We start from the raw sequence: 21,800 nt of genomic DNA, 5'->3' as shown, positions 1-21,800 counted from the left end.
GGTGTCTCTTGATGTCTCAGCCCCCGAACATCTGGGCTGCCTGGCCCTTGATGCCGGTATCGATGGAAAACACGCTGCCGGAGAGCGGCGCTTCGGAAAGCTGCGCTGCCGAAAGCCGGATGCGGGCGGATGTCACGAACAGGGTCTGCATGTCGGCACCGCCGAAGACGCAGCTCGTCGGGCGCGGGATCGGCAGGTTGATCACCCGCTCCACCTTGCCCTGCGGGTCGTAGCGGGTAACGCACCAGCCGTCCCAATGGGCGATCCAGACGAAACCTTCCGCATCGACCGTCATGCCGTCCGGCTTGCCCTCGGCCTCCGGCACCGTGATGAACACACGCCGGTTGGCGACCTCGCCGCTTTCGATATCGAAGTCGTAGGCATAGACCGTCTGCCGGTTGGTATCGGTAAAGTAGAAGGTGCGGTCGTCCGGGCTCCAGCCGAGACCGTTCGAGACGTGGAAACCGCGATCCATCTCCCGCGACCGACCGTCCGGATCGATCCTCCAGAGCCGCCCCTGGTCCGGCGTCGTGTCGATCGCCAGCGTCCCGGCCCAGAGCCTGCCGCGACGGTCGCATTTGCCGTCGTTGAAGCGATTGCCGGGACGGTCGGCCTCCGGCCGCGAGATCGTCGTGATGTCGCCGGTCGAAAGATCGATGCCGCGAATCTCGCCATGCATGGCGGCGACAAAGCCGCCGCGCGAGCGAGGGATGACGAAGCCGATCAGTTCCGGCACCTGCATGGATGTATAGGTGCCCTTGGCGGGGTCGCCGGTATGGACAGCGGGCGCCAGGATATCGACGAAATAGAGCTTCTTGTGCTCCGGCGACCAGTGCGGGCCTTCGCCGAGAAACGTGCTTGCCGGAATGACGCAGCGCACGTCGGCGCGATCGGGGCCGAGAGGACGCGGCTTGACCGCAAGCGACATGGGAAACTCTCCAAAATTGCCGGATGTGCGGCGCGCCGCCTCGATGACGTCGCGGCCGAAAGCGTGCAGCCGGTCGACCGGCAGGCGGAAGGACGGGCCGATAATACCAATGGCGCCGATCGGTTCGCCGCGATGGTTGAGGACGGGTGCTGCGACCGAGGAAATGCCGATATGCTGCTCGTCGACCGAGACGGCGTAGCCACGTGCCTTGGTAAGATCGAGCTGGCGGCCCAGTTCCTCGGCATTGACGATCGTGTTCGGGGTCAGCCGTTCCAGTTCGATGCCGTCGAGCAGCGCGCGGCGTTTTTCGAGCGACAGATGCGCCAGGATCGCCTTGCCGAGGCCGCTGGCATGCGGTGCTGCACGCGAGCCGACGCCGTTGTTGAGGCGCAGCGGTTGCGGCACTTCCCGCTGGTCGATGTAAAGGACGCTGCCGCCGTCGAGCACGCCGAGGCGGATCGCCTCGCCCGTCAGGTCGCGAAGCCGCGCCAGTTCCGGTTCGGCCGCGCCGCGCAGATCGAAATTGTCCCAGACCTTGTGCGCCCATTGGAACAGCCGCGGCGCCAGTCGGTAGACCTGGTCGCGGGTATCGAAGTGGAGCAGCCGCTCGTCGACCAGCGCCTGCAGCAGCCGGTGCAGCGTGCCCTTCGGCAATTGGGTCTGGTCGAGCAGTTCGGTGAAGCGCAGGCCGCGGGCTTCCGCCGCCACCGCATCGACGATCTGGATGCCGCGCGTCAGCGCCTGAACACCCGGCACGCCGCCCGTATCATTGGCGACATCCTTGTCGATCGCTTCCAATTGTACCTTGGCCATGCCCTCTCCCTGGACGACGATTTTTGATGCCGCTCCCACAGCACGCCGCCTCGCTCTTGCCAAGAGAGTTATCTTGGAACTAAGTTCCATGTCAACAGCGAAACTGAAGCGGCAAGGAAGTTGCCGTCCATGGGAGGACATCTTGCGCATTACCAAAGTGGACCATTGGCTGGTCCGTATGCCGTTCACCGAGGACATTCTCTGGGGTTCCGGGCGGCGAATCGGCACGACCCGGCTGATCTGCCGCATTGAGACGGATGCCGGGATCATCGGCTGGGGCGAGACAATCTCGCTAATCGCCAACGTGCCCGCAGTCTTCGCCGATGTCGTCGCACCCCTCGCGATCGGCTACCCGGTCGCGGATGCGGAACGTTTCCACCGCCATGTGCTCGGCGCCGGCTTCTATCACCACAAGCGCGCCGCAGTGATGGCGATCTGCGCCATGGAAATGGCGATGTGGGATGCGCTCGGCAAACAGGCGAACCTGCCGCTTTATGCCATGTGGGGCGGCCGCTGGCGCAACGATGTCGAAGCCGCCGCCTATCTCTTCACCAACGACCCCGAAGGTCTTTCAGAACGCCTGAAGCGGTTCCTCGATCTTGGATACACCACCTTCAAGGTAAAGATCGGCTTCGACGAAAGGAGCGACATCGCGCTCGCCGAGACATCCAGAAAGGTGATAGGCGACCACCCGTTGCGGCTTGACGTCAACGGCGCCTGGAACCCGGCGACCGCAAAACGCCAGCTCGAAAAGCTGAAGGCTTTCGACCCGGCTTATGTGGAACAGCCGCTGGAGCTCGACGATCTCGCCGGCCATGCGGCGCTCGTTGCCCGCTCAACGGTGCCGATCGCGCTCGACGAAAGTGCCTATACGCTGTCCGATGTCGGAAACATCATCCGCGCCAATGCAGCCGATGTCGTGCTCCTCGATCCGCACGAGGCTGGCGGCCTGTGGCAGACGATCAAGGCCGCGGCCATCTGCGAGGCGGTCGGCATCCCGGTGACGCTGCATTCCGGCGCGGAACTGGCCTTGTCGCAATCGGCCTATATCCATCTCGCGGCATCGCTTCCCAACATGTCGATCGCCATCGATACCGAGCGCGCCTATCTCGGCGGCGATATCTCGCCCAATCCGCCGGCTCTCAAGGATGGCCGCTTCGAGGTGCCGGAAGGGCCGGGCCTCGGCGTCGAGGTGGATATCGAAATGCTTGAAAAATACCGCGTGCCAGGCATTGCCGGCGCTTATCTCGATACCGAGCGCAAGGACTGGTTCCCGGTCAAACCTGCCTATTGATTCCTTGAGGATTGTTTCATGTATATTGCAATCGAATGGACCTCCGCCGCCTTCCGTGCGCTGCTTCTCGACGACGACACGGTGCATGGCGAAAAGAAGAGCGACCGCGGCACGACCAAGGTCGCAGCCGGCGGTTTCGAGACCGCACTCCGCGAAGAACTCGGCGACTGGATCGACAGGGCCGAAAAAATCCTGTTTTCCGGCATGATCACCAGCCGCAACGGCTGGATCGAAAGCCCCTTCGCCCCGGTGCCGGCTGGGCCTGCGGATTTGTTGGCCCAAGCGGTTACGCATGAGGTCGAAGGTCTGCCGCCGCTGATCTTCCTGCCCGGCATCGCCCAGACCAAACCCTTGCCCGACGTGATGCGCGGTGAGGAAATGTCGCTCTTCGGTCTCACGGAAACCGACGGCATCTTCGTGCTGCCCGGTCCGCATGCCAAATGGGTGACGATGGAGGGCGGCCGCATCACGGCGATCACCACCTACATGTCGGGCGAAATCCTCAATCTGCTCAACAAGGATTCGCTTGTCTCGCGCCTCATCCCGGCAACCTACGAGGAGCGCCCGGACGCCTTTCGCCGCGGGGTCCAGACGGCGCTTGAACAAGAGACGCTGCCCGGCCGCATCCTCGCCCGCGTCTTTTCAGCGCGCAGCCTGGTCCTGTTCGATCGTCTGGCGCCGGAAGAGATCGCCGACTATCTGACCGGCCTGATGATCGGCGCGGAAATATCGGAAGCGCTCGGACAGGACAAACCGAGGAAAATCAACATTGTCGGTCACGCCGCGCTCGCCGAGCGTTACAAGACGGCGCTCGAGATCTTCGGGGCGGGCACAAATCTCGTCACGCCCGACATCGCCGCCGGTTTCCGCCGGGTCGCCTCTCGACAGGGTGATACGTCACGGGCTATCGAAGGGGCGAAAGCCGCTTCGGGAGAAATGTGACCATGCCAAAACCCACCTCGATCATCCTCGATTGGGGAACGAGTTCGCTGCGCGCCATGCTGGTTTCGGAAACCGGCGAAACGCTCGATACCCGCGATACGTCGAGCGGTGGCATCCAGTTCGTCAAGAACGGCGCCTTCGAGCAGGCGTTGATGGAAACCGTGGGCGAATGGTTTTCGGCGCATGGCCCCCTGCCCGTCCTGGCAAGCGGCATGATCACCAGCCGCAACGGCTGGGTCGAAGTACCCTATGTGGACACGCCCGGGGGGATCGCCGAGCTTGCCGCCGGCACGCGCAAACTTGTTCTTCAGAATGGCGCCGTCATCACCTTCCTGCCCGGCATGCGCGATCCGGCTGCAAAACCCTTTCCGGATGTGATGCGTGGCGAGGAAACCCAAATCGTCGGCTACGGCCTCGGGCGCGAACGCACCCTGGTCCTGCCCGGCACCCATAGCAAATGGGCACGGGTCAAGGACAACCGCGTCGACGGTTTCCAGACCTACGCGACCGGCGAGGTATTTTCGCTTCTGACCAAACATTCCTTCATCGCCAAGGCTCTCGAGCCGCAGCCGGGCGCCGAGCCGGACTGGCAGAGTTTCGATCGCGGGGCGGACTTCGCAGCGAGCGAATCGGCCGCCGCCGATGCCTTCCTGTCGGCGATCTTCAGCGCCCGCACCGGCATTCTCGACGGCAAATTGAAGCCCGAAGATATCCTCGATTACGTCTCCGGCCTCGTCATCGGCTCGGAATTCCGCCAGGCCCGTGCCGCCGGCTGGTTCAAGAACGGCGATACGATCGGCATCGTCGGCAACAACGTGCTCAACAGCCGCTACGGCCGGATCGCGCCGCTGTTTGGCCTGACAGTCGAACCCGCTCCGGAAAACGCCGCGAAACGCGGCATCATGCTGATCGCGGCCGAAGCCGCGCAATAAAGGAGTTTCGAGATGACCTTCCAAGAGGCGCTCAAGGCATGCAATCTCGTCGCCATCCTGCGCGGCATCAAGCCGGAAGAAGCGGAAGCGGTGGGCGAGGTACTCGTCGAGGCGGGTTGGCGGATCATCGAAGTCCCGCTGAATTCCCCCGACCCGCTGAAGAGCATCGAAAAGCTGGTCAGACGTTTCGGAGACCAGGCACTGATCGGGGCCGGCACCGTACTGACACCTGCCCAGGTCGCCGACGTCGCCGCGACCGGCGCCAAGGTGATCATCTCGCCGAACGCGAATGTCGAGGTCATCAAGGCCAGTCGCGCGGCAGGCATGGTGAGCCTGCCGGGCGTCGCAACCCCGACAGAAGCCTTCGCGGCGATCGAGGCCGGCGCCAGCGGCATCAAGGCCTTTCCGGCGGAAGCGATCCCGCCCTATGTCATCAAGGCATGGAAGGCAGTATTGCCGAAGGATATCCCGGTGCTCGCCGTCGGCGGTGTCACGCCCGAGAATATGGCTGTCTACGCGCAGGCGGGCACAGCCGGTTTCGGCATCGGTTCCTCCCTTTACAAACCGGGTGTCGACCTCGCCTCCATCGGGCAAAAGGCGAGAGAATTCATCGACGCGATGCGTGCGCTCTGAGGTCTGAGCCTCCGTCGCAAAACCGTCGTGAAGCGGAACTATCGTTTTCGTCCTGAGTTTCAGCCCAATTCGCGGCAAACCGGAGGGGACGATCTTGGCAGTTATCCGCAACAGCGCCGAACATCAGCAGAAGGTGTATGAACGGTGGGCGCCGGTCTATGACCGGGTCTATCGAGGCTTGCTACGCGACGGGCATCGCACTGTCGCAAAGCTCGCCGCCGAAGCCGGACGAGACATCCTCGAAGTCGGCGTGGGTACCGGGCTCGTATTGCCCTATTATCCGAAACACTGCCGTGTCACCGGCATCGATCTTTCTGAACACATGATCGCCAAGGCGCGCGAGAAGGTCGCGCGCGCCGGCCTCGCCCACGTTCAGTCACTGCATGTCATGGATGCGCACAATCTCGAATTTGCCGATCGTTCGTTCGACGTAGTCTGCCTGCCCTTCGTCATCACGCTGATCCCGGATCCCGAACGTGCTCTTGACGAGTGCGCCCGCGTGCTACGCCCGGGTGGCGAGATCATCGTCGCGAGCAAGCTTGGCGACGGGCGCGGCCTGCAAGGGGCGATCGAGGAAGCCGTAGCGCCGCTGGTGCATCGGGTCGGCTGGAGCTCGTCCTTCCGCATCGCCCGGATTGTCGAATGGGCGAAGCGCCGAGGCGATTTCGAGGTGGCGGAAATCCGTCGCGTGTTCCCGAATGGTTTCTTCAAGGTCATGCGTCTGAAGCATCGCATGGCCGCGTGAACTCGCGGATCACTTGGCCTTCAGGACCGAGACCGCAAGTTCGCTGTTGTGGACGTATTCATTGGCGTCCGGCTGGCGTTGGACGAGCAGGATGAACAGCAAGTCCGTCAGCATCAGCTGCGCATCGCGCGCGGTGATTGAGGACGAGCGCACCCGCTCCTCGTCCGCGACCGTATAAAGTCGGATATCCGCCGCCTGCATCAGCGGATTGCCGTTGAGACCGGTAATGGCGATCACCGTCGCGCCGCGTTGGCGCGCCAGTTCGGCGATCCTCAATGTCTCGAAACTGGTGCCGGAATAGGAAAGTGCCAGCAGCACGTCCTGATTGTTAAGCGTCGAGACGTTCGCCATCTGCACATGGCTGTCGCTGTCATGCAGCACGTTGCGCCCGAGCTTCATCAGCTTATAGGAAAAATCGCGGGCGACCAGCGACGATGCCCCGACGCCGGCCATATGGATGCGTCGCGCATCGTTGAGAGCCGTCAGGGCTCGCTCGATCTCCTGCTCGTTGTTGACCGCAAGCGTCTGCTGCATGGACAGCATCTTGCTGCCGATCAGCTTCTGCAGGATCGTCAGATAGCTGTCGCCGACCTCGATCGAGCCGTGGATCATTCCGGGAGGCGCATGCCATTCCTGCGCCTTCGCCTCGCTGACGGCGAGTTTCAGCTCCTGGTATCCGGCAAAACCCAGCTTCTGGCTGAATTTCACGACGCTCGACTGGCTGCGCCCCGTCTCGGCCGCAAGCGCTGCCGAGGAAAGCCGCAGCATCTGGTCCGGATTGTCGAGGATGAACTGGCCAATCTCCCGGTCTGCCGGTGCCATATCCTCGAGCTGCGCGTTGATCTTCTTTAAGACTGACATGCGTTCCTTCGGAAGCTCCGCGATACGGCCTTGGGTCGGATGGAGGATATCACCGGAACGGTCCTCCGCAACAGCGTTTCCATTCCCGAGCCGAGGATGGATTATCGCAGATAATGCCGCACAAAGGAATAAAAAATTCCGAATGATTGACAGAGACGCGCCGTGGTTTAGTTTCGAGGAAGCGCAGATTGATTTGAGATTCACCGCACCTCTTCGACAGGTTTCGTCATGGACAGATTACGGATCGTCGGCGGTCATCGGCTCCAGGGAGCCGTCACCATTGCCGGGGCGAAAAACGCGGCGCTCCCGCAGATCGCGGCGACGCTGCTCAGCCCCTACCCGGTCGAGCTCACCAACCTGCCACAGGTCAGCGATGTGGAAAACATGCTGGGGGTCGTCGAGCTGCATGGTGCCGCCGTCACCCGCACGGGCCATTCCACCATCGTCGACGCCAAGGCAATCGTCTCGAAAGAGACCTCCTACGACACCGTTCGCAAGATGCGCGCCACCGTGCTCGTCCTTGCACCACTGCTCGCCCGCTTCGGCCAGGCACGCGTATCTCTGCCGGGCGGCTGCGCCATTGGTGCGCGTCCGGTCGACATGCATATCAAGGCGCTCGCCGCGTTGGGGGCGGACGTCAATATCGAGAACGGCCTGATCGTCGCCTCGGCACCGGGCGGATTGAAGGGCGGCCGCATCGTGCTTCCCTCCCCCTCCGTCGGCGCCACGGAGACGGCGATGATGGCCGCCACCGCCGCCAGGGGCGAAACCGAGATCCTCAACGCCGCCCGCGAACCCGAAGTCGCCGATCTCGCCGCCTGCCTGATCGCCATGGGCGCACGCATCGAAGGCGCCGGCACCCACCGCATCCTGGTCCAGGGCTCAACAACCTGGCAGCCGGCGAAACATCACGGCATTCCCGACCGCATCGAGGCCGGAACCTACGCCGTAGCGGCCGCCATCACCGGTGGCATGCTGGAGCTCACCAACGCACGGCTGGAAAACATGGCCTCCATCGTGCAGGTGCTGGAGGCGATGGGCGTCAGTATCTGGCCGAGCGATCGCGGCCTTGTCGTTTCTCGCGAAGGTCCGCTAAGGCCGACGGATATCACCACCGAACCCTATCCAGGCTTCCCGACCGACCTCCAGGCGCAGTTCATGGCGCTCGCCGCCTGTGCCGAAGGCGCTTCGCTGATCCGCGAAACCGTCTTCGAAAGCCGCTTCATGCACGTGCCGGAACTGATGCGCCTCGGCGCCAGTATTGCACTACAAGGCACGACCGCACTGGTACGCGGCGGCGCGCCGTTGAAGGGCGCGCAAGTGATGGCGACGGATCTGCGCGCCTCCGTCTCGCTGGTACTCGCCGGACTGGTCTCGTCAGGCGAAACGACCATCAACCGCGTGTACCACCTCGACCGTGGTTACGAACAACTCGACCGCAAGCTTGGCCAATGCGGAGCCGATATCGAGCGGATCAGCGCATGACGGCCGGAACCGAACGCTTTTTCCTGGGTGTCGATGGCGGCGGTACCGGCTGCCGCGCCCGTATTGAGGACGAATCCGGCTCCGTTCTTGGACAGGGTCTTTCCGGCCCTGCAACGACCCGGCTCGGCATCGAACAGGCCTGGGCCTCGATCTCGCGCGCGTTCAATGCCGCCTTCGACGAGGCTGGGTTCGGGTCCGACGAGATAGGCCGCACCCATGTGGGCATCGGGCTTGCCGGCACCGGCCGCAAGGGTTCGGTCGAGGCCTTGAAGGCGATCCCGCATCCGTTCGCCAGCATCGATTTCGTCAGCGACGGAATGGGCGCCTGCCTCGGCGCCCATTCCGGCCGCGACGGCGCAATCGTCATCGCCGGCACCGGCTCGATCGGTCTCGGTTTTGCCGAAGGCCGCAGCCTGCGCGTCGGCGGTTATGGATTTCCCATTTCCGATGAAGGCAGCGGCGCAGATCTCGGCCTCAAAGCCGTGCAACTTGCGCTTCGCGCGCATGACGGGCGGATCGAGAAAACCGCTCTGCTGATCGAAGTCATGCAGCGCTTCCAGAACGATCCTTTCGAAGCCATAGCCTGGATGGATCGTTCGTCTGCCACGGACTATGCCTCGCTTGCGCCGATGGTGATGCGGCATGCGGACCAGGGTGATTCCGCCGGCCGTCGCATCGTCCAAAGTGCTGCCGAGCAGATCGACACGCTGGTCCGCACGCTGTTCGATCAAGGCGCGCCGCGCGTTACCCTGCTTGGCGGCCTGTCGAGCCCGCTCGAGGCCTGGCTGGCGCCCGACGTCCGCCGCCGCCTGAAGCCCGCCGACGGCGATGCCGTCTCAGGCGCAATCATCCTCGCCCGCCAAGCTGTCAAAGCCTCCTGAAAAGGCTGGGCAACATGGAATAATATATTCCAATTTTCAATTGACTCATGGAATGGATGATCCTAATCCTTTGAGAAAGAGTAACAAAGGGTGAGGAGCAACATCGTATGACGCCGATCCTGCGAAGCGCTGCACCGCACTCTGATCTCGAAGGCAGGGTCATGAGCGACGAACGGCTGATATCCGAACTGGAAAGACTGGTTTCGGAAGACCGCAATCCCCGCTCCATGGATATCGATCTGCTGCCGACAGTCGATGTCCTGCGTGAAATAAACGGGGAAGATCAGGGCGTTCCCGCAGCCGTCGAGAAGGTGATCCCGCAGATCGCCGAGGCCGTGGAAGAAATCGTTCGCGCTTTCCAGAAGGGCGCGCGGCTGGTCTATATCGGTGCCGGCACCAGCGGCCGCCTCGGCGTACTCGATGCTTCCGAATGCCCCCCGACTTTCAGCGTCCCCGAAGGCATGGTCGTCGGCCTGATCGCCGGCGGCAGCCACGCCCTGCAGCACGCCGTCGAAGGTGCCGAGGACAGCCCGGAACAAGGCCAGCAGGATCTCGTCGACATCGGCCTGACCGCCGACGACGTCGTTGTCGGCATCGCCGTCAGCGGCCGCACCCCTTACGTCATCGGTGCCCTGAACTATGCCAAGGGGCTTGGAGCGAAGACGGTCGCCCTCTCCTGCAATCCCGACGCCGTTATCGCCGACATTGCCGATATTGCCATCTCGCCGGTGGTCGGCCCGGAAATCCTCACCGGCTCGACGCGGCTGAAATCCGGCACGGCCCAGAAGCTCGTGCTCAACATGCTGACCACGGCGAGCATGATCCGCATCGGCAAGAGCTACCAGAACCTGATGGTCGACCTGCATGCCAGCAACCAGAAGCTCGTCGCCCGCGCCGCCCGCATCGTCATGCAGGCGACCGGCTGCACGACGGAAGAGGCGCGCCGCGTGCTTGACCTCACCGGCAACGACGTCAAACTGGCGATCCTGATCGCGCTGACGGGAATGGATGTCGATACGGCGCGCGTGGCGCTCAACGATGCCGGAGGCTTCCTCCGCAAGGCAATTGATGGGAAGACAGCGTAAAGCTGCTGAATGACGGGCCGCTGCTCGAATGTGGCTGGGTCGAGACGACGAACAGATATCAAAAGAGGGAGAATAAAAATGGGAAGACATCTTTCGACTAAACTGCTGTCCGGCCTTGCGCTGGCCGTCACCATCGGCGCCACCGCGATCGCCTCGCCGGCATCGGCCGCGTCGCTGAAAATGGCCTGGAAGCAGGATGCGACCGGCCTTGATCCACACAAGCAGACTGCATTTTCCTCGATCCGTCTCCTGGAACTGATCTACGAGCCGCTCGTCCGCCTCAACAAGGACCTGCAGATCGTCCCGGCCGTCGCAGCCTCCTGGGAATTTGCAGCCGACGCCAAGCAACTGACCTTCAAGCTTAATCCGAACGCAAAATTCCAGGACGGCAAGCTGGTGACCGCCGCCGACGTGAAGGCCTCGTTCGAGCGCCTTCTCGACGAAAAGACCGCCGCCGCCGCGCGCGCCAACTTCCTGTCGATCGCCTCGATCGAGACCCCGGACCAGACAACCGTCGTCTTCAAGCTGTCGCAGCCGGACGTGCCGCTCCTGACCGCCATCGCGAGCATCAACGCCGCCATCGTACCAGCCGCTGAAATCGCTGCCGGCACCATCGGCACCAAGGCGCTCGGTTCCGGCCCGTTCAAGCTCGACAAGTGGGAGCCGAACTCCAAGGAAACGCTCTCCGCCAACAAGGATTGGGCCGGTGGCAAGGTCGCGATCGACGGCATCGACATCAGCGTCCTGCCCGACGAAACGGCTATCCTTGCGGCGCTTCGCACCAAACAGGTCGATTTCGCGCTGATCAACGATCCGCTGGTCGCAACCCTCGTGCCCAAGGAACCAAGCCTTGTGCTCAACCGCACGCCGGTTCTCGCCTACCACGTCCTGCAGATGAACCCGTCCCGCAAGCCGATGGACGTTCTCGCCGTGCGCCAGGCAATCTCCTGCGCCATCGACCGCAAGGACGTGCTCGACACGGCTTCGGTCGGCGAAGGCAAGGTCACCGGCCCGCTGACCATGCCCGGCTATACCTCCGATGCCAGCACGCTGTTCTGCTACAAGCAGGATATCGCCAAGGCGAAGAAGCTGATGGCTGACGCGGGTTTTGCGAACGGCTTTACCGCGACCGTGATCGCCGCCAATGGCGAACCCGCGACCGCCGCCGCCGAAGCGCAGGTCCTCCAGTCCCAGCTCGCCGAAATCGGCGTCAAGCTCAACATCAAGATGATGGAGCTCAACGTCTATGTCGACGCCTGGCTGAAGGGCGACTTCGACATGGCGGTGGCGCTGAACGGCGGCCGTGCCGATCCTTATTCCATGTACAACCGTTACTGGACCAAGACCGGCAACCTGCAGAAGGTCACGAACTACATCGACGACACGCTCGACAGCCTGATGCAGAAGGGCCGCGTCGAGACCGACCCTGCCAAGCGCAAGGTCATCTTCGCCGACTTCGAAAAGCACCTCGTCGAAGTCGCCCCCTGGGCCTGGCTCTACACGTCTTACAGCTATACGGCACAGCAGAAGAACGTGCAGGGCTTCGTGCCGACGCCGGAAGGCTCGCTGTTCGGCCTGAGCAAGGTGACGTTGCAGTAATCGCGAAAGCATGACGGATACGAGGTTGGTGGGCGAATGAGTTACCTGGCGCGACGGCTGTTGACGTTTCCGCTCGTGATGCTCGGGGTCTCCATCCTCGTGTTCGTCGCAATTCGATTGGTGCCGGGTGACGCGATCACCGCGATGCTCGGCACCGAAGCCGGCCTACTGACACCGGCGCAGAGGGCGGCGCTCTCGGCCTATTTCGGCATCGACAAGCCGATCCTGGTGCAATACTGGAGCTGGCTTCTGGGGGTCCTCCAGGGCGATCTCGGCATTTCCGTGATCCACGGCAAGCCGGCGCTCACCATCATCCTCGAACGTTTCCCGCTGACGCTGCAGCTCGCCTTGATGTCCATGTGCGTGGCGCTGCTCGTCGGCCTGCCGGCCGGCGTATTCGCCGCCACCCGCAACGAAAAGATGTCCGATCTGGCGGTGCGCATCTTCGCGATGATTGGCCAGTCGACACCCAACTTCGTTGTCGGCCTGCTGATCATCTATGCGCTGTCGGCCGGTTTCGGCATCCTGCCGGCCATGGGCGAGTTCACGCCGTTCTTCACCGACCCCTTGCGCAATCTCGGCCAGATGATCCTGCCGGCGATCACGCTCGGTTTTGCCTTCGCCGCCTCCGTCACCCGCATCTCGCGCTCCGCCATGCTGGATGTCCTCTCCGACGACTATGTCCGCACCGCCCGCTCCAAGGGCGTGCCGAAACGCAGCGTCATCTGGCGCCATGCCTTGCCGAACGCACTGATCCCGGTCGTCACCCTGAGCGGCGTCGAGTTCGGCTATCTGCTCGGCGGCGCCGTGCTGGTCGAGCAGATCTACGCCCTGCCCGGCCTCGGCCGACTGGTGCTCGAAGCGATCCTGCAGCGCGATTATGCGCTGGTGCAGGGCTGCGTACTGTTCATTGCCTTCAACTTCATGGTGGTCAACCTGCTCGTCGACCTCGCCTATGTGACGCTCGATCCGCGCATCCGGCTCGGTGAGGGCAACTGATGTCGATGCTGCGCGCAATTTTCAGCCATTCCAGCGGCAGGATCGGCGGTACGATCGTGGTGATCTATGTGATCGTCGCGCTGCTCGGCATGTCCGGCATCACACCTCACAATCCGCTGCAGCAGTTCCGAATCGACAGGCTGCATGCGCCGAACGCGGCCTACTGGATGGGCACGGACCTGTTCGGCCGCGATGTCGCCAGCCGGCTGATGAACGGCATTGGTCAGTCCTTCCTCGTCGCCTTCTGCTCGGTGGCGCTGGCAACGCTCGCCGGAACCGTGCTCGGCCTGACCGCCGCCTGGTTCGGAAAGGCCTGGGACGGCCTTGTCATGCGCATCATGGACGTGCTGCTCGCTTTCCCGGCCATCCTGCTCGCGCTCCTGATCATCGCCGTTGTCGGCCCCGGCACCTGGACGAGCGTCGCAGCGATCGCCATCGTCTATACGCCGATTTTCACCCGCGTGGTGCGTGGCCCGGCGCTCTCGATCAAAGCCCGCGAATTCGTCGACGCTGCCCGCACCTTCGGTTCGAGCCGACGCTATATCCTGACCCGGCATTTGCTCCTGAACCTGGTCGCGCCGCTGACCGTACAGGTGACGCTGGCGCTCGCATGGTCGCTGCTGACCGAGGCCGGCTTGAGCTTCCTCGGCCTCGGCACCCAGCCGCCGGCCTCCTCGCTTGGCCTGATGCTCGCCGACAGCCGCAACCTGATGGAAAACGCGCCCTGGCTGCTGATCTTCCCGGCCGTCGCCATCATGATCAGCATTCTCGGTTTCAACCTGCTCGGCGACGCCTTGCGCGACATCCTCGACCCCAAGACGCGGAGGTCCGCGCCATGACATCGCTTCTCTCGGTATCCGGTCTGCGTGTCGGCTTCGGGCGTGATCCGAAGCAGAACGAGATCGTCAAGGGCGTCAGCTTCGAACTCGACGCCGGCGAGACGCTGGCAATCGTCGGCGAGAGCGGCTCCGGCAAATCGGTCACGGCGCTCTCCATCAACCGGTTGGTCGATTTCGGCGGCGGCCGGATCATCGGCGGTTCGATCACGCTGAGACGGGCCGATGGCAGCATTCTCGACATCACCAAGGCGCAGGAACCGGTGCTCGAAAAGATCCGTGGCTCCGAGATCGGCATGATCTTCCAGGAGCCGATGACCTCGCTGAACCCGGTGCTGACGATCGGCCGCCAGATCGAGGAATCGTTTCGCCTGCATCGCGGGTTGACCGGACGTCAGGCGACGGCCGCGGCCAAGGACGCACTCGATCGGGTCCGCATTCCCGATGCCGCCCGGCGCCTCAAATACACGCCGAACCAGCTTTCCGGCGGCATGCTTCAGCGCGTCATGATCGCCATGGCGCTCGCCTGCAATCCGCGCCTGCTGATCGCCGACGAGCCGACGACGGCGCTCGACGTGACCGTCCAGGCCCAGATCATGGCGCTGCTCGGCGAGTTGAAGCGTGAGACCGACATGGGGATGATCTTCATCACCCATGACATCGGCCTCGTTGCCGGCATTGCCGACAAGGTCATGGTCATGCAGGCCGGCAAAGCGGTCGAGCAGGGACCGCTCGGCGACGTCCTCGACCAGCCGAAACATTCCTATACCCAGCATCTCCTGAGCGCCGTGCCGCATTTCGAATCCGGCCGCGCCGCCCGTTCCGATTTCAGCCGAGAAAAATCCGAGGCGATCACGCCCGCGCTGATGGTCGATGGATTGACGGTGCGCTTCAAGGTGGCCGGCAGCATCCTCAACCGTTCGCCGGGCTCGGTCCATGCGGTCGAGAATGTCGGCTTCGACCTGATGCCGGGCGAGACACTGGCGATCGTCGGCGAAAGCGGCTCCGGCAAGTCGACCACGGCCCGCGCCATCTTGGGGCTCGTGAAGCCGACGCGCGGCAGCTTCTCCGCCAACAACGGAACGATCGTCGACGGCAGCGACCCCTCCGTGCAGATGGTCTTCCAGAACCCCTACGCCTCGCTCAATCCGCGCCTGCGGATCGACAGCATCCTTGCCGAACCGGTGATCGCCGCCGGTGGCCGGATCGATACCGGAACGCGGGAAAAGATGGTGGCGCTGCTGAAGCGCGTCGGCCTGCCCGAAAACAGTCTGCTGCGCTACCCGCACGAGTTCTCCGGTGGCCAGCGCCAGCGCCTCTGCATCGCCCGCGCGCTGATGCTCAATCCGTCGATCGTCGTGCTCGACGAGGCGGTTTCGGCGCTGGACGTCTCCGTCCAGGCCAAGGTGCTGGAACTGCTGGTCGACCTGCAGCACGAATATGGCCTCGCTTATCTTTTCGTATCGCACGACATGGCGGTCGTCGAACGTATCGCCCACCGCATCGCCGTGCTTTATGCTGGCCAGATCGTCGAGATCGGCAATGCCGCGTCGGTCCTGTCCAGCCCGCAACATTCCTATACCAGGCGGCTGATCTCCGCCGTGCCGAGCATCGAGCGCCGCAACCAGCATTTCGAGCTCGACACGCGCCAGGTCCCGTCTCTGGTTCGGCCACCGGGTTTTGAGCCGCCGCCCGCCGAGTGGCAGATCTGTGGACCGGATCACCGGGCGCGGGCGGAAGCCTGAGGATGTAACGACATGAAAGACAAAGCGTCCGCCAGTACCGAGCTTGCTGCCGTCTTCGAGCGCGCCTTCGCCCCGCTCGAGCGTTCCGTCACCGACAGACGCATTCCCGGCGGAGTGCTCGGTATCGTCGACCTAAAACATGGGCGCATGACCCGCGCCATCGGCTCGGCGCAGGTCGTTCCGATTGAACGTCCGATGACCGTGGACACGTGGTTCGATCTCGCCTCGCTCACCAAGGTGATCTTCACCACGGCGCGCATTCTGAAGCTCGCCGACGAAGGCACGATCGATCTCGACGCGCCGCTCACCTCCCTGCTGCCGGACCTGCGCCAATACAACGTTGAGGCATGGGAACGGAAAATCACCTTCCGACAGTGCCTCGGCCACCAGACGTCGTTCCCGAGTGTCGAGCCGATCTATACCTACGGCCGCGATCCGGACCTGCTCCGCGCCTTTATCCTGCAGCGGGAATGGAAGGCCGGTCCGCCGGTCTATTCCGACATCAACTTCATCCTGCTCGGTTTCGCGCTCGAACGGCTGGCGAAGAAGACGATCCGCGACCTCGATCCCGGTCCGGGCTTCGCCTGGTCCGCCGATCCGGAACAATCGGCCGCGACCGAAGACTGCGCCTGGCGGCAGCGGATCCTGTCGGGCGAAGCGCACGACGAAAATTGCTCGGCGCTGCAGGGTTCCGGTCATGCGGGCCTGTTCGGCACGGTAAAGTCGGTTCTGGACTTCGCCGAAAGCCTGCTCGACGGCACCGGGGCGTCCAGGAATGCGATCGCGCTGATGCGTGCGCCACTCTCGAACAGGCGGACCCATGGCTGGGAACATCCCTATGCCGACTGGTGGGGTGGAAACCTGTGCAGTCCCGGAACGATCGGCCACACGGGCTTTACCGGCACAAGCCTGCTGATCGATTTCGACAGGGGCCGTGCCGTGACCCTGCTCACCAACCGCATCCACCCGACCCGCCATTTCGACAGCGGCATCCTGCCGCTCAGGCAGGCGGTCTGCAATCTCGTGAACCAAACCTGAGGAGCTGATCATGGAGCCAATCTGGGCTGTCGGCCTGATGACCGGAACCGTCCTCGACGGCAATATCGACGTGGCGCTCCTGAAGACGGACGGCGAGACGATCGATACGTTCGGAGCCTATACGCTCGCCCCTTACCCGCCGGAAATCCGCACCCTCCTGGAGGAAACGCTCGCGCAGGCCCGCGTCTGGAATTTCGAAGGACCCGATCCGGCGATCTTCCGCGAGGCCGAACAGGCGCTGACAAAGGCGCAGTCCTACGCCGTCAGGGAACTGGTCGAAGGCACGGGGCTGACCATGGCCGATATCGGCATCGTCGGTTTCCACGGCCAGAGCGTGCTGCACCGGGCACCCACCAAAGACAGGCTCGGCGACACCCGCCAGCTCGGCGATGGCGAGCTGATGGCCTCAATCCTCGGCACCAAAGTCGCCTACGACTTTCGCTCGGCGGATGTACGCGCTGGCGGCCAGGGCGCACCGCTTGCCGCCGCCTATCATTCGGCTCTGCTGCGCGGCGTCGATACCAGCGGCGATACGGCCGTGCTCAATCTTGGCGGCGTCGCTAACATCACCTGGTGGGACGGCAAGGATCTGATGATCGCCTTCGACACCGGCCCGGCCAATGCACCGCTCAACGATTTTATCAAGGCACGGGGCCTCGGCGAGATGGACCGCAACGGGGCGCTTGGCGCCTCCGGCAAGGTCGATGAAGAACGCCTCGCAAAGCTTCTCGAGCATCCCTACCTCACGGCGCCCTATCCGAAATCGCTCGATCGTTTCGACTTCACCGCCGCCATGGCGGACGGTCTTGACGAGGCCACCGGCGCGGCAACGCTTTCGGCCTTCACGGCGTCCGCAGTCGGCAAGGCGCTCGATCTGCTGCCACATCGACCGAAGCGCCTGATCGTCAGCGGCGGCGGCCGCCACAACCCGACGATCATGTCGATGCTCGAAAGCCGTGCCGGCGTGAAGGCCGTTTCCGCCGATACGCTCGGCTGGCGCGGCGATGCAGTCGAGGCCGAGTGCTTCGCGTTCCTTGCGGTTCGCGTGCAGCGCGGCCTGCCGATCAGTTTTCCCACAACCACCGGTGCACCAAGACCCTTGCAAGGTGGCAGGCTCGCCGGGTAAGTCCGCACTTTCGAAATTGCATGATCAGAGTCGGGAGCGCTCGCACAGCATGAACAAGAGAGCGGCCTCGGCGATAGCGGGCAATGCGGTACTGGCAGGCATACTGCTGATGCTGCTTGGCGATTTCATGTTCGCCCTCAACGATGCCATGGGCAAATGGCTGGTGGCGAGCTTTTCGGTCGGCCAGGTTCTGCTGATCCGGTCGGTCGGCGCCTTTTTCGTGCTCGGCCCGATGCTCGCCCGCCAGCCGATTTCGGCACTCTACAAGGTCGAGAAGCCATCACTGCATGTGCTGCGCATCGTTCTGGCGACCGCAGACACCGGCCTCTTCTACGCCGCTGTTGCCTACATGCCGCTCGCCGACGTCATGACCTTTTACATGGCAGGCCCGATCTATGTGGCCGCCCTGTCGCATTTCCTGCTCGGCGAGCGCATCGGATGGCGGCGCTGGCTCGCAGTCCTGATCGGCTTCATCGGTGTGGTGATCGCCCTTCGTCCCTCCTCGGAAATGCTGTCATTGCCCTCGATCTTCGGGCTGATCGGCAGTCTTTCCTTCGCGCTGACGCTGGTGCTGAATCGCACGCTGCGCTCGACCCCGGATGCGACGCTCGTCACCTGGCAGACGCTTGCCTGTCTCGTGGCCGGTGCGTTTCTCACAATCGGAAGCTGGAGCCCGTTCAATACCGGAGAACTGCTTGCCCTTCTGCTGCTCGGCATCGTCTCCTGCGGCGCGCATCTGCTGATCACCCGCTCGCTGAAACTGGCGCCCGCCTCGGTGCTGGCGCCGCTGCAATATACGCTGCTGCTCTGGGCGATCGTGCTTGGCTGGATTTTCTTCGGCGATTTCCCGGATGTCCAGACGCTGACGGGCGCCGGCATCATCGTCATCGCCGGCCTGTTCATCTTCCATCGCGGCAACCTGAAACAGGATGTCGAACCGGTCGTGCCGACCGATTCCAGCCACGGCTAGGCCGCACCCGTCCGGCGGGCGATCATGGCCTCGATCGCCGAGAGCCCATCATAGATCAGCACGGCCAGCGCGCCGACGATCAGTCCGCCCTGCAGCACGAAGGCGAGGTTGTTGGATTGCAGTCCGGCGATGATCACTTCGCCGAGAGTCTTTGCCGCAACCGTCGAACCGATCGTCGCCGTGGCGAGACTGATCACCACCGAAAGCCGGATGCCGGCGACGACCACCGGCAAGGACAGCGGCAACTCGACCTGAATGAGCCGCTGGAGAGGTGTCATGCCGGAACCACGCGCCGCCTCCATCACCGATCGCGGCAGATTGGTGAGCGCGGTCAGCGTGTTTTCAAAGATTGGCAGAAGCCCGTAGAGAAACAGCGCGATCAGCGTCGGCTTTTCGCCGAAACCGACAGCCGGCACGGCAAGCGCCAGAACCGCGACAGGCGGAAACGTCTGGCCGATATTGACGAGGCTCCGGGAAAGCGCCAGGAACTCCGCCCCGAACGGCCGGGTGACGAGGATCGCCAGCAGCACGGCGATGATCGTCGCCGCCAACGTCGCGATCAAGACCGTCCGCAGATGCAGCAGCGTCAGGCTGAGCAGGCTGCCCTGATTGTAGATCGCCGGCGCGTTCGGCTGCACGAGCGGCTTCAGCAGCGGCTCGAAACTGTCCGGCGATACCAGGAAGGCGATCAGCACGAGAAGCAGAAGGCTGCGCAGGATAGTCGGCACCCAAACCTTCATCGCGGCCTCGCGGCGCGCTTGAGGATCGCGTCAAGCGTCACCCGCCCCATCGGAGCGCCGCTCCTGGAGATGACCGGAAGTGCATCGCGACCACTCCAGATGAGATCGGCAAGCGCTTCCTGCTGGCTCCTGTCCTCGCGGATCGGCTCTCCTTCCGCCTCGCCCGGCTCCGCCGCCGCTCCGATCGTTGCAATCGTAAGCAGCCGGAACGGCCGTTCCGCATCGCCGATCAGCGTCTCGACGAAGGGCGTGGCCGGAGCACGGACGAGTTCCGCCGGCGGCCCGTATTGCACCACCCTGCCCTTGTCCATCACGGCAATCTTGTCGGCGAGATGGAAAGCCTCGTTCATGTCATGGGTAACGAGCACGATCGTCGTGGCGAAATATTTCTGGATCGCCAGCAGATCCTCCTGCGCCTTGGCGCGGATGATCGGGTCGAGCGCTCCGAAGGGCTCGTCCATCAACAGCACGTTCGGTTCGGCGGCAAGCGCCCGTGCCACCCCGACGCGCTGCTGCTGGCCGCCGGAGAGTTCGTGCGGATAACGCGGCCCGAACGTCTTCGGCTCGAGCTGGAAGAGCGTCAGCAGTTCCTCGACCTTGGCCTCGGTGCGGGCCTTCGTCCAGCCGAGCAGGCCGGGCACCGTCGCAATGTTCTGCGCCACCGTCCGGTGCGGGAAAAGCCCATGGCCCTGAATTGCGTAGCCGATCCGGCGCCGCAGCTCGTAGCCCGGGATGGACCGGTTGTCCTCCCCGTCAAGCCGGATGGCTCCTTCGGTCGCCTCCACCAGCCGATTGATCATCCGGATCAACGTCGTCTTTCCGGAGCCGGACGTGCCGACGACGACTGTGACGGTGCGCGGCTCGATCACCATTGAAACATTATCGACGACGGTGATGCCGTCATAGCGCTTGGTGATGGCGTCGATCTCTATCATGCGGATCTGGCTCCGTTGGAGACGCGGGAGTTCATTTCGATCAGCGCGTCGAGGACGACGGCCGAAGCAAAGGCGAGCGCCACCGTCGGCACGGCGCCGAGCAGGACAAGGTCCATGGCGGTCTGGCCGATGCCCTGGAAGACGAAGACGCCGAAACCGCCACCGCCGATCAGCGCGGCAATCGTCGCCATGCCGATATTCTGGACGAGCACAATGCGGATCGCGGTCAGGATCACCGGCAGCGCCAGCGGGAACTCGATCTTGAACAGCCGCTGCCGGCCGGTCATGCCGATGCCGCGGGCAGCGTCGTTTGCCGCGCGCGGCACGCCCGCAAGCCCGACGACGGTGTTGGCGACGACAGGCAGCAGCGAATAGAGAAACAGCGCGACAAAGGCAGGCGCTCCCCCGATGCCGCGGATGCCGATCGCCGCAGCGCCCGGCACATTGGCGGCGATCCAGCCGAGCGGCGCGATCAACAGGCCGAAAAGCGCGATCGAGGGGATGGTCTGGACGAGGTTCAGCGTGTTGAGCACGCCATCCCTCAACGGCGCCACCCGATGACAGAGGATACCGAGCGGCAGCCCAACCAGGACTGCGGCAAACAGCGAGCCAAGCGCCAATTCGACATGCTTGCCCGCTTCGACCCAGAAGACATCGGCGCGGCCGGAATATTCCTTCATGATCGACAGCCCGTTCCAGCTTCCCGACATCAGCAGCCCGCCGATCGCAGCCGCTGCCAGGACCAGAAACAGGACCCGCATCCCCGGCGGAGGATCAAGTCGCGTGATCGCATCGGCAGCCAGAAGCGCAAAGGCGAACAGAAGGATCCAGAAGCCCGAGGCGGGAGAGACGCGGGCATAGGTATTGCCGGCCGGCGTCAGGAATGTCGCGGCGTAACCGATCGAAAGCGTCAGCGCCGCAAGTGCTGCGACGGCGGCGACCAGCTTTATCCAGGGTGACGTGCGAAAAAGTGCTGCTGCGGTCGCAAGAACTAGCACGCCGATCAGGCCCCAGCCCGCCCAAGCCGGCAGCGACTGAAGCATCGCCTCCGCCTGGCCCTGTACGATCCGATTGGGCTTGAGCGTCGCAAACGACGCCCAGAGCGAGCCGTAAGCGGCTAGAAGGGCGATGACGATGCCGAGCTTATCGAACTGAACTCTCAAACCGTCCCTGCCTATAAGCAACCTGCGACCGATGAAAAAGCCGGACGCTG

The 21,800-nt window shown here is 63.7% G+C and carries 20 protein-coding genes; 15 read left to right on the top strand and 5 right to left on the bottom strand.

What is annotated here, in order from left to right; translation table 11 throughout:
• Nucleotides 1-16 precede the first annotated feature (16 nt).
• Complete coding sequence (locus C5J26_RS04325; RefSeq protein ID WP_172745749.1) at nucleotides 17-1,741, bottom strand: SMP-30/gluconolactonase/LRE family protein; 1,725 nt, start codon at nucleotides 1,739-1,741, stop codon at nucleotides 17-19.
• A gap of 142 nt (nucleotides 1,742-1,883) precedes the next feature.
• Between C5J26_RS04325 and C5J26_RS04320 the strand changes: the two genes are divergently transcribed.
• From C5J26_RS04320 to C5J26_RS04300, 5 genes are all read left to right on the top strand, one after another.
• Complete coding sequence (locus tag C5J26_RS04320) at nucleotides 1,884-3,035, top strand: mandelate racemase/muconate lactonizing enzyme family protein (protein WP_172745748.1); 1,152 nt, start codon at nucleotides 1,884-1,886, stop codon at nucleotides 3,033-3,035.
• A gap of 18 nt (nucleotides 3,036-3,053) precedes the next feature.
• The gene (locus C5J26_RS04315) at nucleotides 3,054-3,977 is read left to right on the top strand and encodes a 2-dehydro-3-deoxygalactonokinase (protein ID WP_105400634.1); all 924 of its coding nucleotides are present in this window, start codon (nucleotides 3,054-3,056) and stop codon (nucleotides 3,975-3,977) included.
• 2 nt (nucleotides 3,978-3,979) lie between these two features.
• The gene (locus C5J26_RS04310) at nucleotides 3,980-4,909 is read left to right on the top strand and encodes a 2-dehydro-3-deoxygalactonokinase (protein ID WP_105400633.1); all 930 of its coding nucleotides are present in this window, start codon (nucleotides 3,980-3,982) and stop codon (nucleotides 4,907-4,909) included.
• 12 nt (nucleotides 4,910-4,921) lie between these two features.
• Nucleotides 4,922-5,542, top strand: a complete 621-nt coding sequence (locus C5J26_RS04305; RefSeq protein WP_105400632.1) for a 2-dehydro-3-deoxy-6-phosphogalactonate aldolase — start codon at nucleotides 4,922-4,924, stop codon at nucleotides 5,540-5,542.
• Nucleotides 5,543-5,636: 94 nt separating this feature from the next.
• Nucleotides 5,637-6,287 (top strand): class I SAM-dependent methyltransferase, encoded by a 651-nt coding sequence (locus C5J26_RS04300; protein WP_105400631.1) that lies wholly within the window; start codon nucleotides 5,637-5,639, stop codon nucleotides 6,285-6,287.
• A gap of 9 nt (nucleotides 6,288-6,296) precedes the next feature.
• Here the strand turns inward: C5J26_RS04300 and C5J26_RS04295 are convergent, their stop codons facing one another.
• Entirely contained in the window at nucleotides 6,297-7,148 is an 852-nt protein-coding gene (locus tag C5J26_RS04295) for a MurR/RpiR family transcriptional regulator (protein ID WP_105400630.1), read from the bottom strand.
• A 228-nt stretch (nucleotides 7,149-7,376) separates the two neighbouring features.
• Here C5J26_RS04295 and murA point away from each other — a divergent pair, with 228 nt between their 5' ends.
• The 10 genes from murA to C5J26_RS04245 all read left to right on the top strand — a co-directional run bounded on the left by murA (nucleotide 7,377) and on the right by C5J26_RS04245 (nucleotide 18,912).
• Complete coding sequence (murA, locus tag C5J26_RS04290; protein ID WP_105400629.1) at nucleotides 7,377-8,633, top strand: UDP-N-acetylglucosamine 1-carboxyvinyltransferase; 1,257 nt, start codon at nucleotides 7,377-7,379, stop codon at nucleotides 8,631-8,633.
• Nucleotides 8,630-9,514: an N-acetylglucosamine kinase gene (locus C5J26_RS04285; protein ID WP_046668607.1), complete on the top strand. Its 885-nt coding sequence runs from the start codon at nucleotides 8,630-8,632 to the stop codon at nucleotides 9,512-9,514. Before murA ends, C5J26_RS04285 begins: the two co-directional genes overlap by 4 nt.
• A 161-nt stretch (nucleotides 9,515-9,675) precedes the next feature.
• Entirely contained in the window at nucleotides 9,676-10,599 is a 924-nt protein-coding gene (gene murQ, locus C5J26_RS04280; RefSeq protein WP_105400950.1) for an N-acetylmuramic acid 6-phosphate etherase, read from the top strand.
• Nucleotides 10,600-10,677: 78 nt separating this feature from the next.
• A complete protein-coding gene (locus C5J26_RS04275; protein WP_105400628.1) occupies nucleotides 10,678-12,198 on the top strand; it encodes an ABC transporter substrate-binding protein in 1,521 nt (506 codons plus the stop codon).
• Between the two features lie 36 nt (nucleotides 12,199-12,234).
• Entirely contained in the window at nucleotides 12,235-13,197 is a 963-nt protein-coding gene (locus C5J26_RS04270; protein WP_046633253.1) for an ABC transporter permease, read from the top strand.
• Nucleotides 13,197-14,036: an ABC transporter permease gene (locus tag C5J26_RS04265; RefSeq protein ID WP_205412830.1), complete on the top strand. Its 840-nt coding sequence runs from the start codon at nucleotides 13,197-13,199 to the stop codon at nucleotides 14,034-14,036. The genes C5J26_RS04270 and C5J26_RS04265 overlap by 1 nt, the downstream gene beginning before the upstream one ends.
• Nucleotides 14,033-15,778 carry an ABC transporter ATP-binding protein gene (locus C5J26_RS04260; protein WP_105400626.1) on the top strand — a complete coding sequence of 582 codons (1,746 nt, stop codon included), beginning with the start codon at nucleotides 14,033-14,035 and terminating at the stop codon, nucleotides 15,776-15,778. Before C5J26_RS04265 ends, C5J26_RS04260 begins: the two co-directional genes overlap by 4 nt.
• 12 nt (nucleotides 15,779-15,790) lie before the next feature.
• The gene (locus tag C5J26_RS04255) at nucleotides 15,791-16,816 is read left to right on the top strand and encodes a serine hydrolase (RefSeq protein WP_105400625.1); all 1,026 of its coding nucleotides are present in this window, start codon (nucleotides 15,791-15,793) and stop codon (nucleotides 16,814-16,816) included.
• 10 nt (nucleotides 16,817-16,826) lie between these two features.
• The gene (locus C5J26_RS04250) at nucleotides 16,827-17,942 is read left to right on the top strand and encodes an anhydro-N-acetylmuramic acid kinase (RefSeq protein WP_105400624.1); all 1,116 of its coding nucleotides are present in this window, start codon (nucleotides 16,827-16,829) and stop codon (nucleotides 17,940-17,942) included.
• 49 nt (nucleotides 17,943-17,991) lie between these two features.
• On the top strand, nucleotides 17,992-18,912 hold the full coding sequence (locus C5J26_RS04245) for a DMT family transporter (protein ID WP_105400623.1): 921 nt from the start codon (nucleotides 17,992-17,994) through the stop codon (nucleotides 18,910-18,912).
• Here the strand turns inward: C5J26_RS04245 and C5J26_RS04240 are convergent.
• From C5J26_RS04240 to C5J26_RS04230, 3 genes are read right to left on the bottom strand one after another with little or no spacing between them, the layout of a single operon-like run.
• A complete protein-coding gene (locus tag C5J26_RS04240; RefSeq protein ID WP_105400622.1) occupies nucleotides 18,909-19,652 on the bottom strand; it encodes an ABC transporter permease in 744 nt (247 codons plus the stop codon). The genes C5J26_RS04245 and C5J26_RS04240 overlap by 4 nt on opposite strands.
• A complete protein-coding gene (locus C5J26_RS04235) occupies nucleotides 19,649-20,587 on the bottom strand; it encodes an ABC transporter ATP-binding protein (RefSeq protein WP_105400621.1) in 939 nt (312 codons plus the stop codon). Before C5J26_RS04235 ends, C5J26_RS04240 begins: the two co-directional genes overlap by 4 nt.
• A complete protein-coding gene (locus tag C5J26_RS04230; protein WP_105400620.1) occupies nucleotides 20,584-21,750 on the bottom strand; it encodes an ABC transporter permease in 1,167 nt (388 codons plus the stop codon). Before C5J26_RS04230 ends, C5J26_RS04235 begins: the two co-directional genes overlap by 4 nt.
• Between the last annotated feature and the right edge of the window lie 50 nt (nucleotides 21,751-21,800).

The organism is Neorhizobium sp. T7_12 (assembly GCF_002968535.1).
In the GTDB taxonomy this organism is placed as follows: domain Bacteria; phylum Pseudomonadota; class Alphaproteobacteria; order Rhizobiales; family Rhizobiaceae; genus Neorhizobium; species Neorhizobium tomejilense.
Note: the sequence above shows the minus strand (reverse complement) of the source record. Positions and strands in the feature narration are given on the sequence as shown.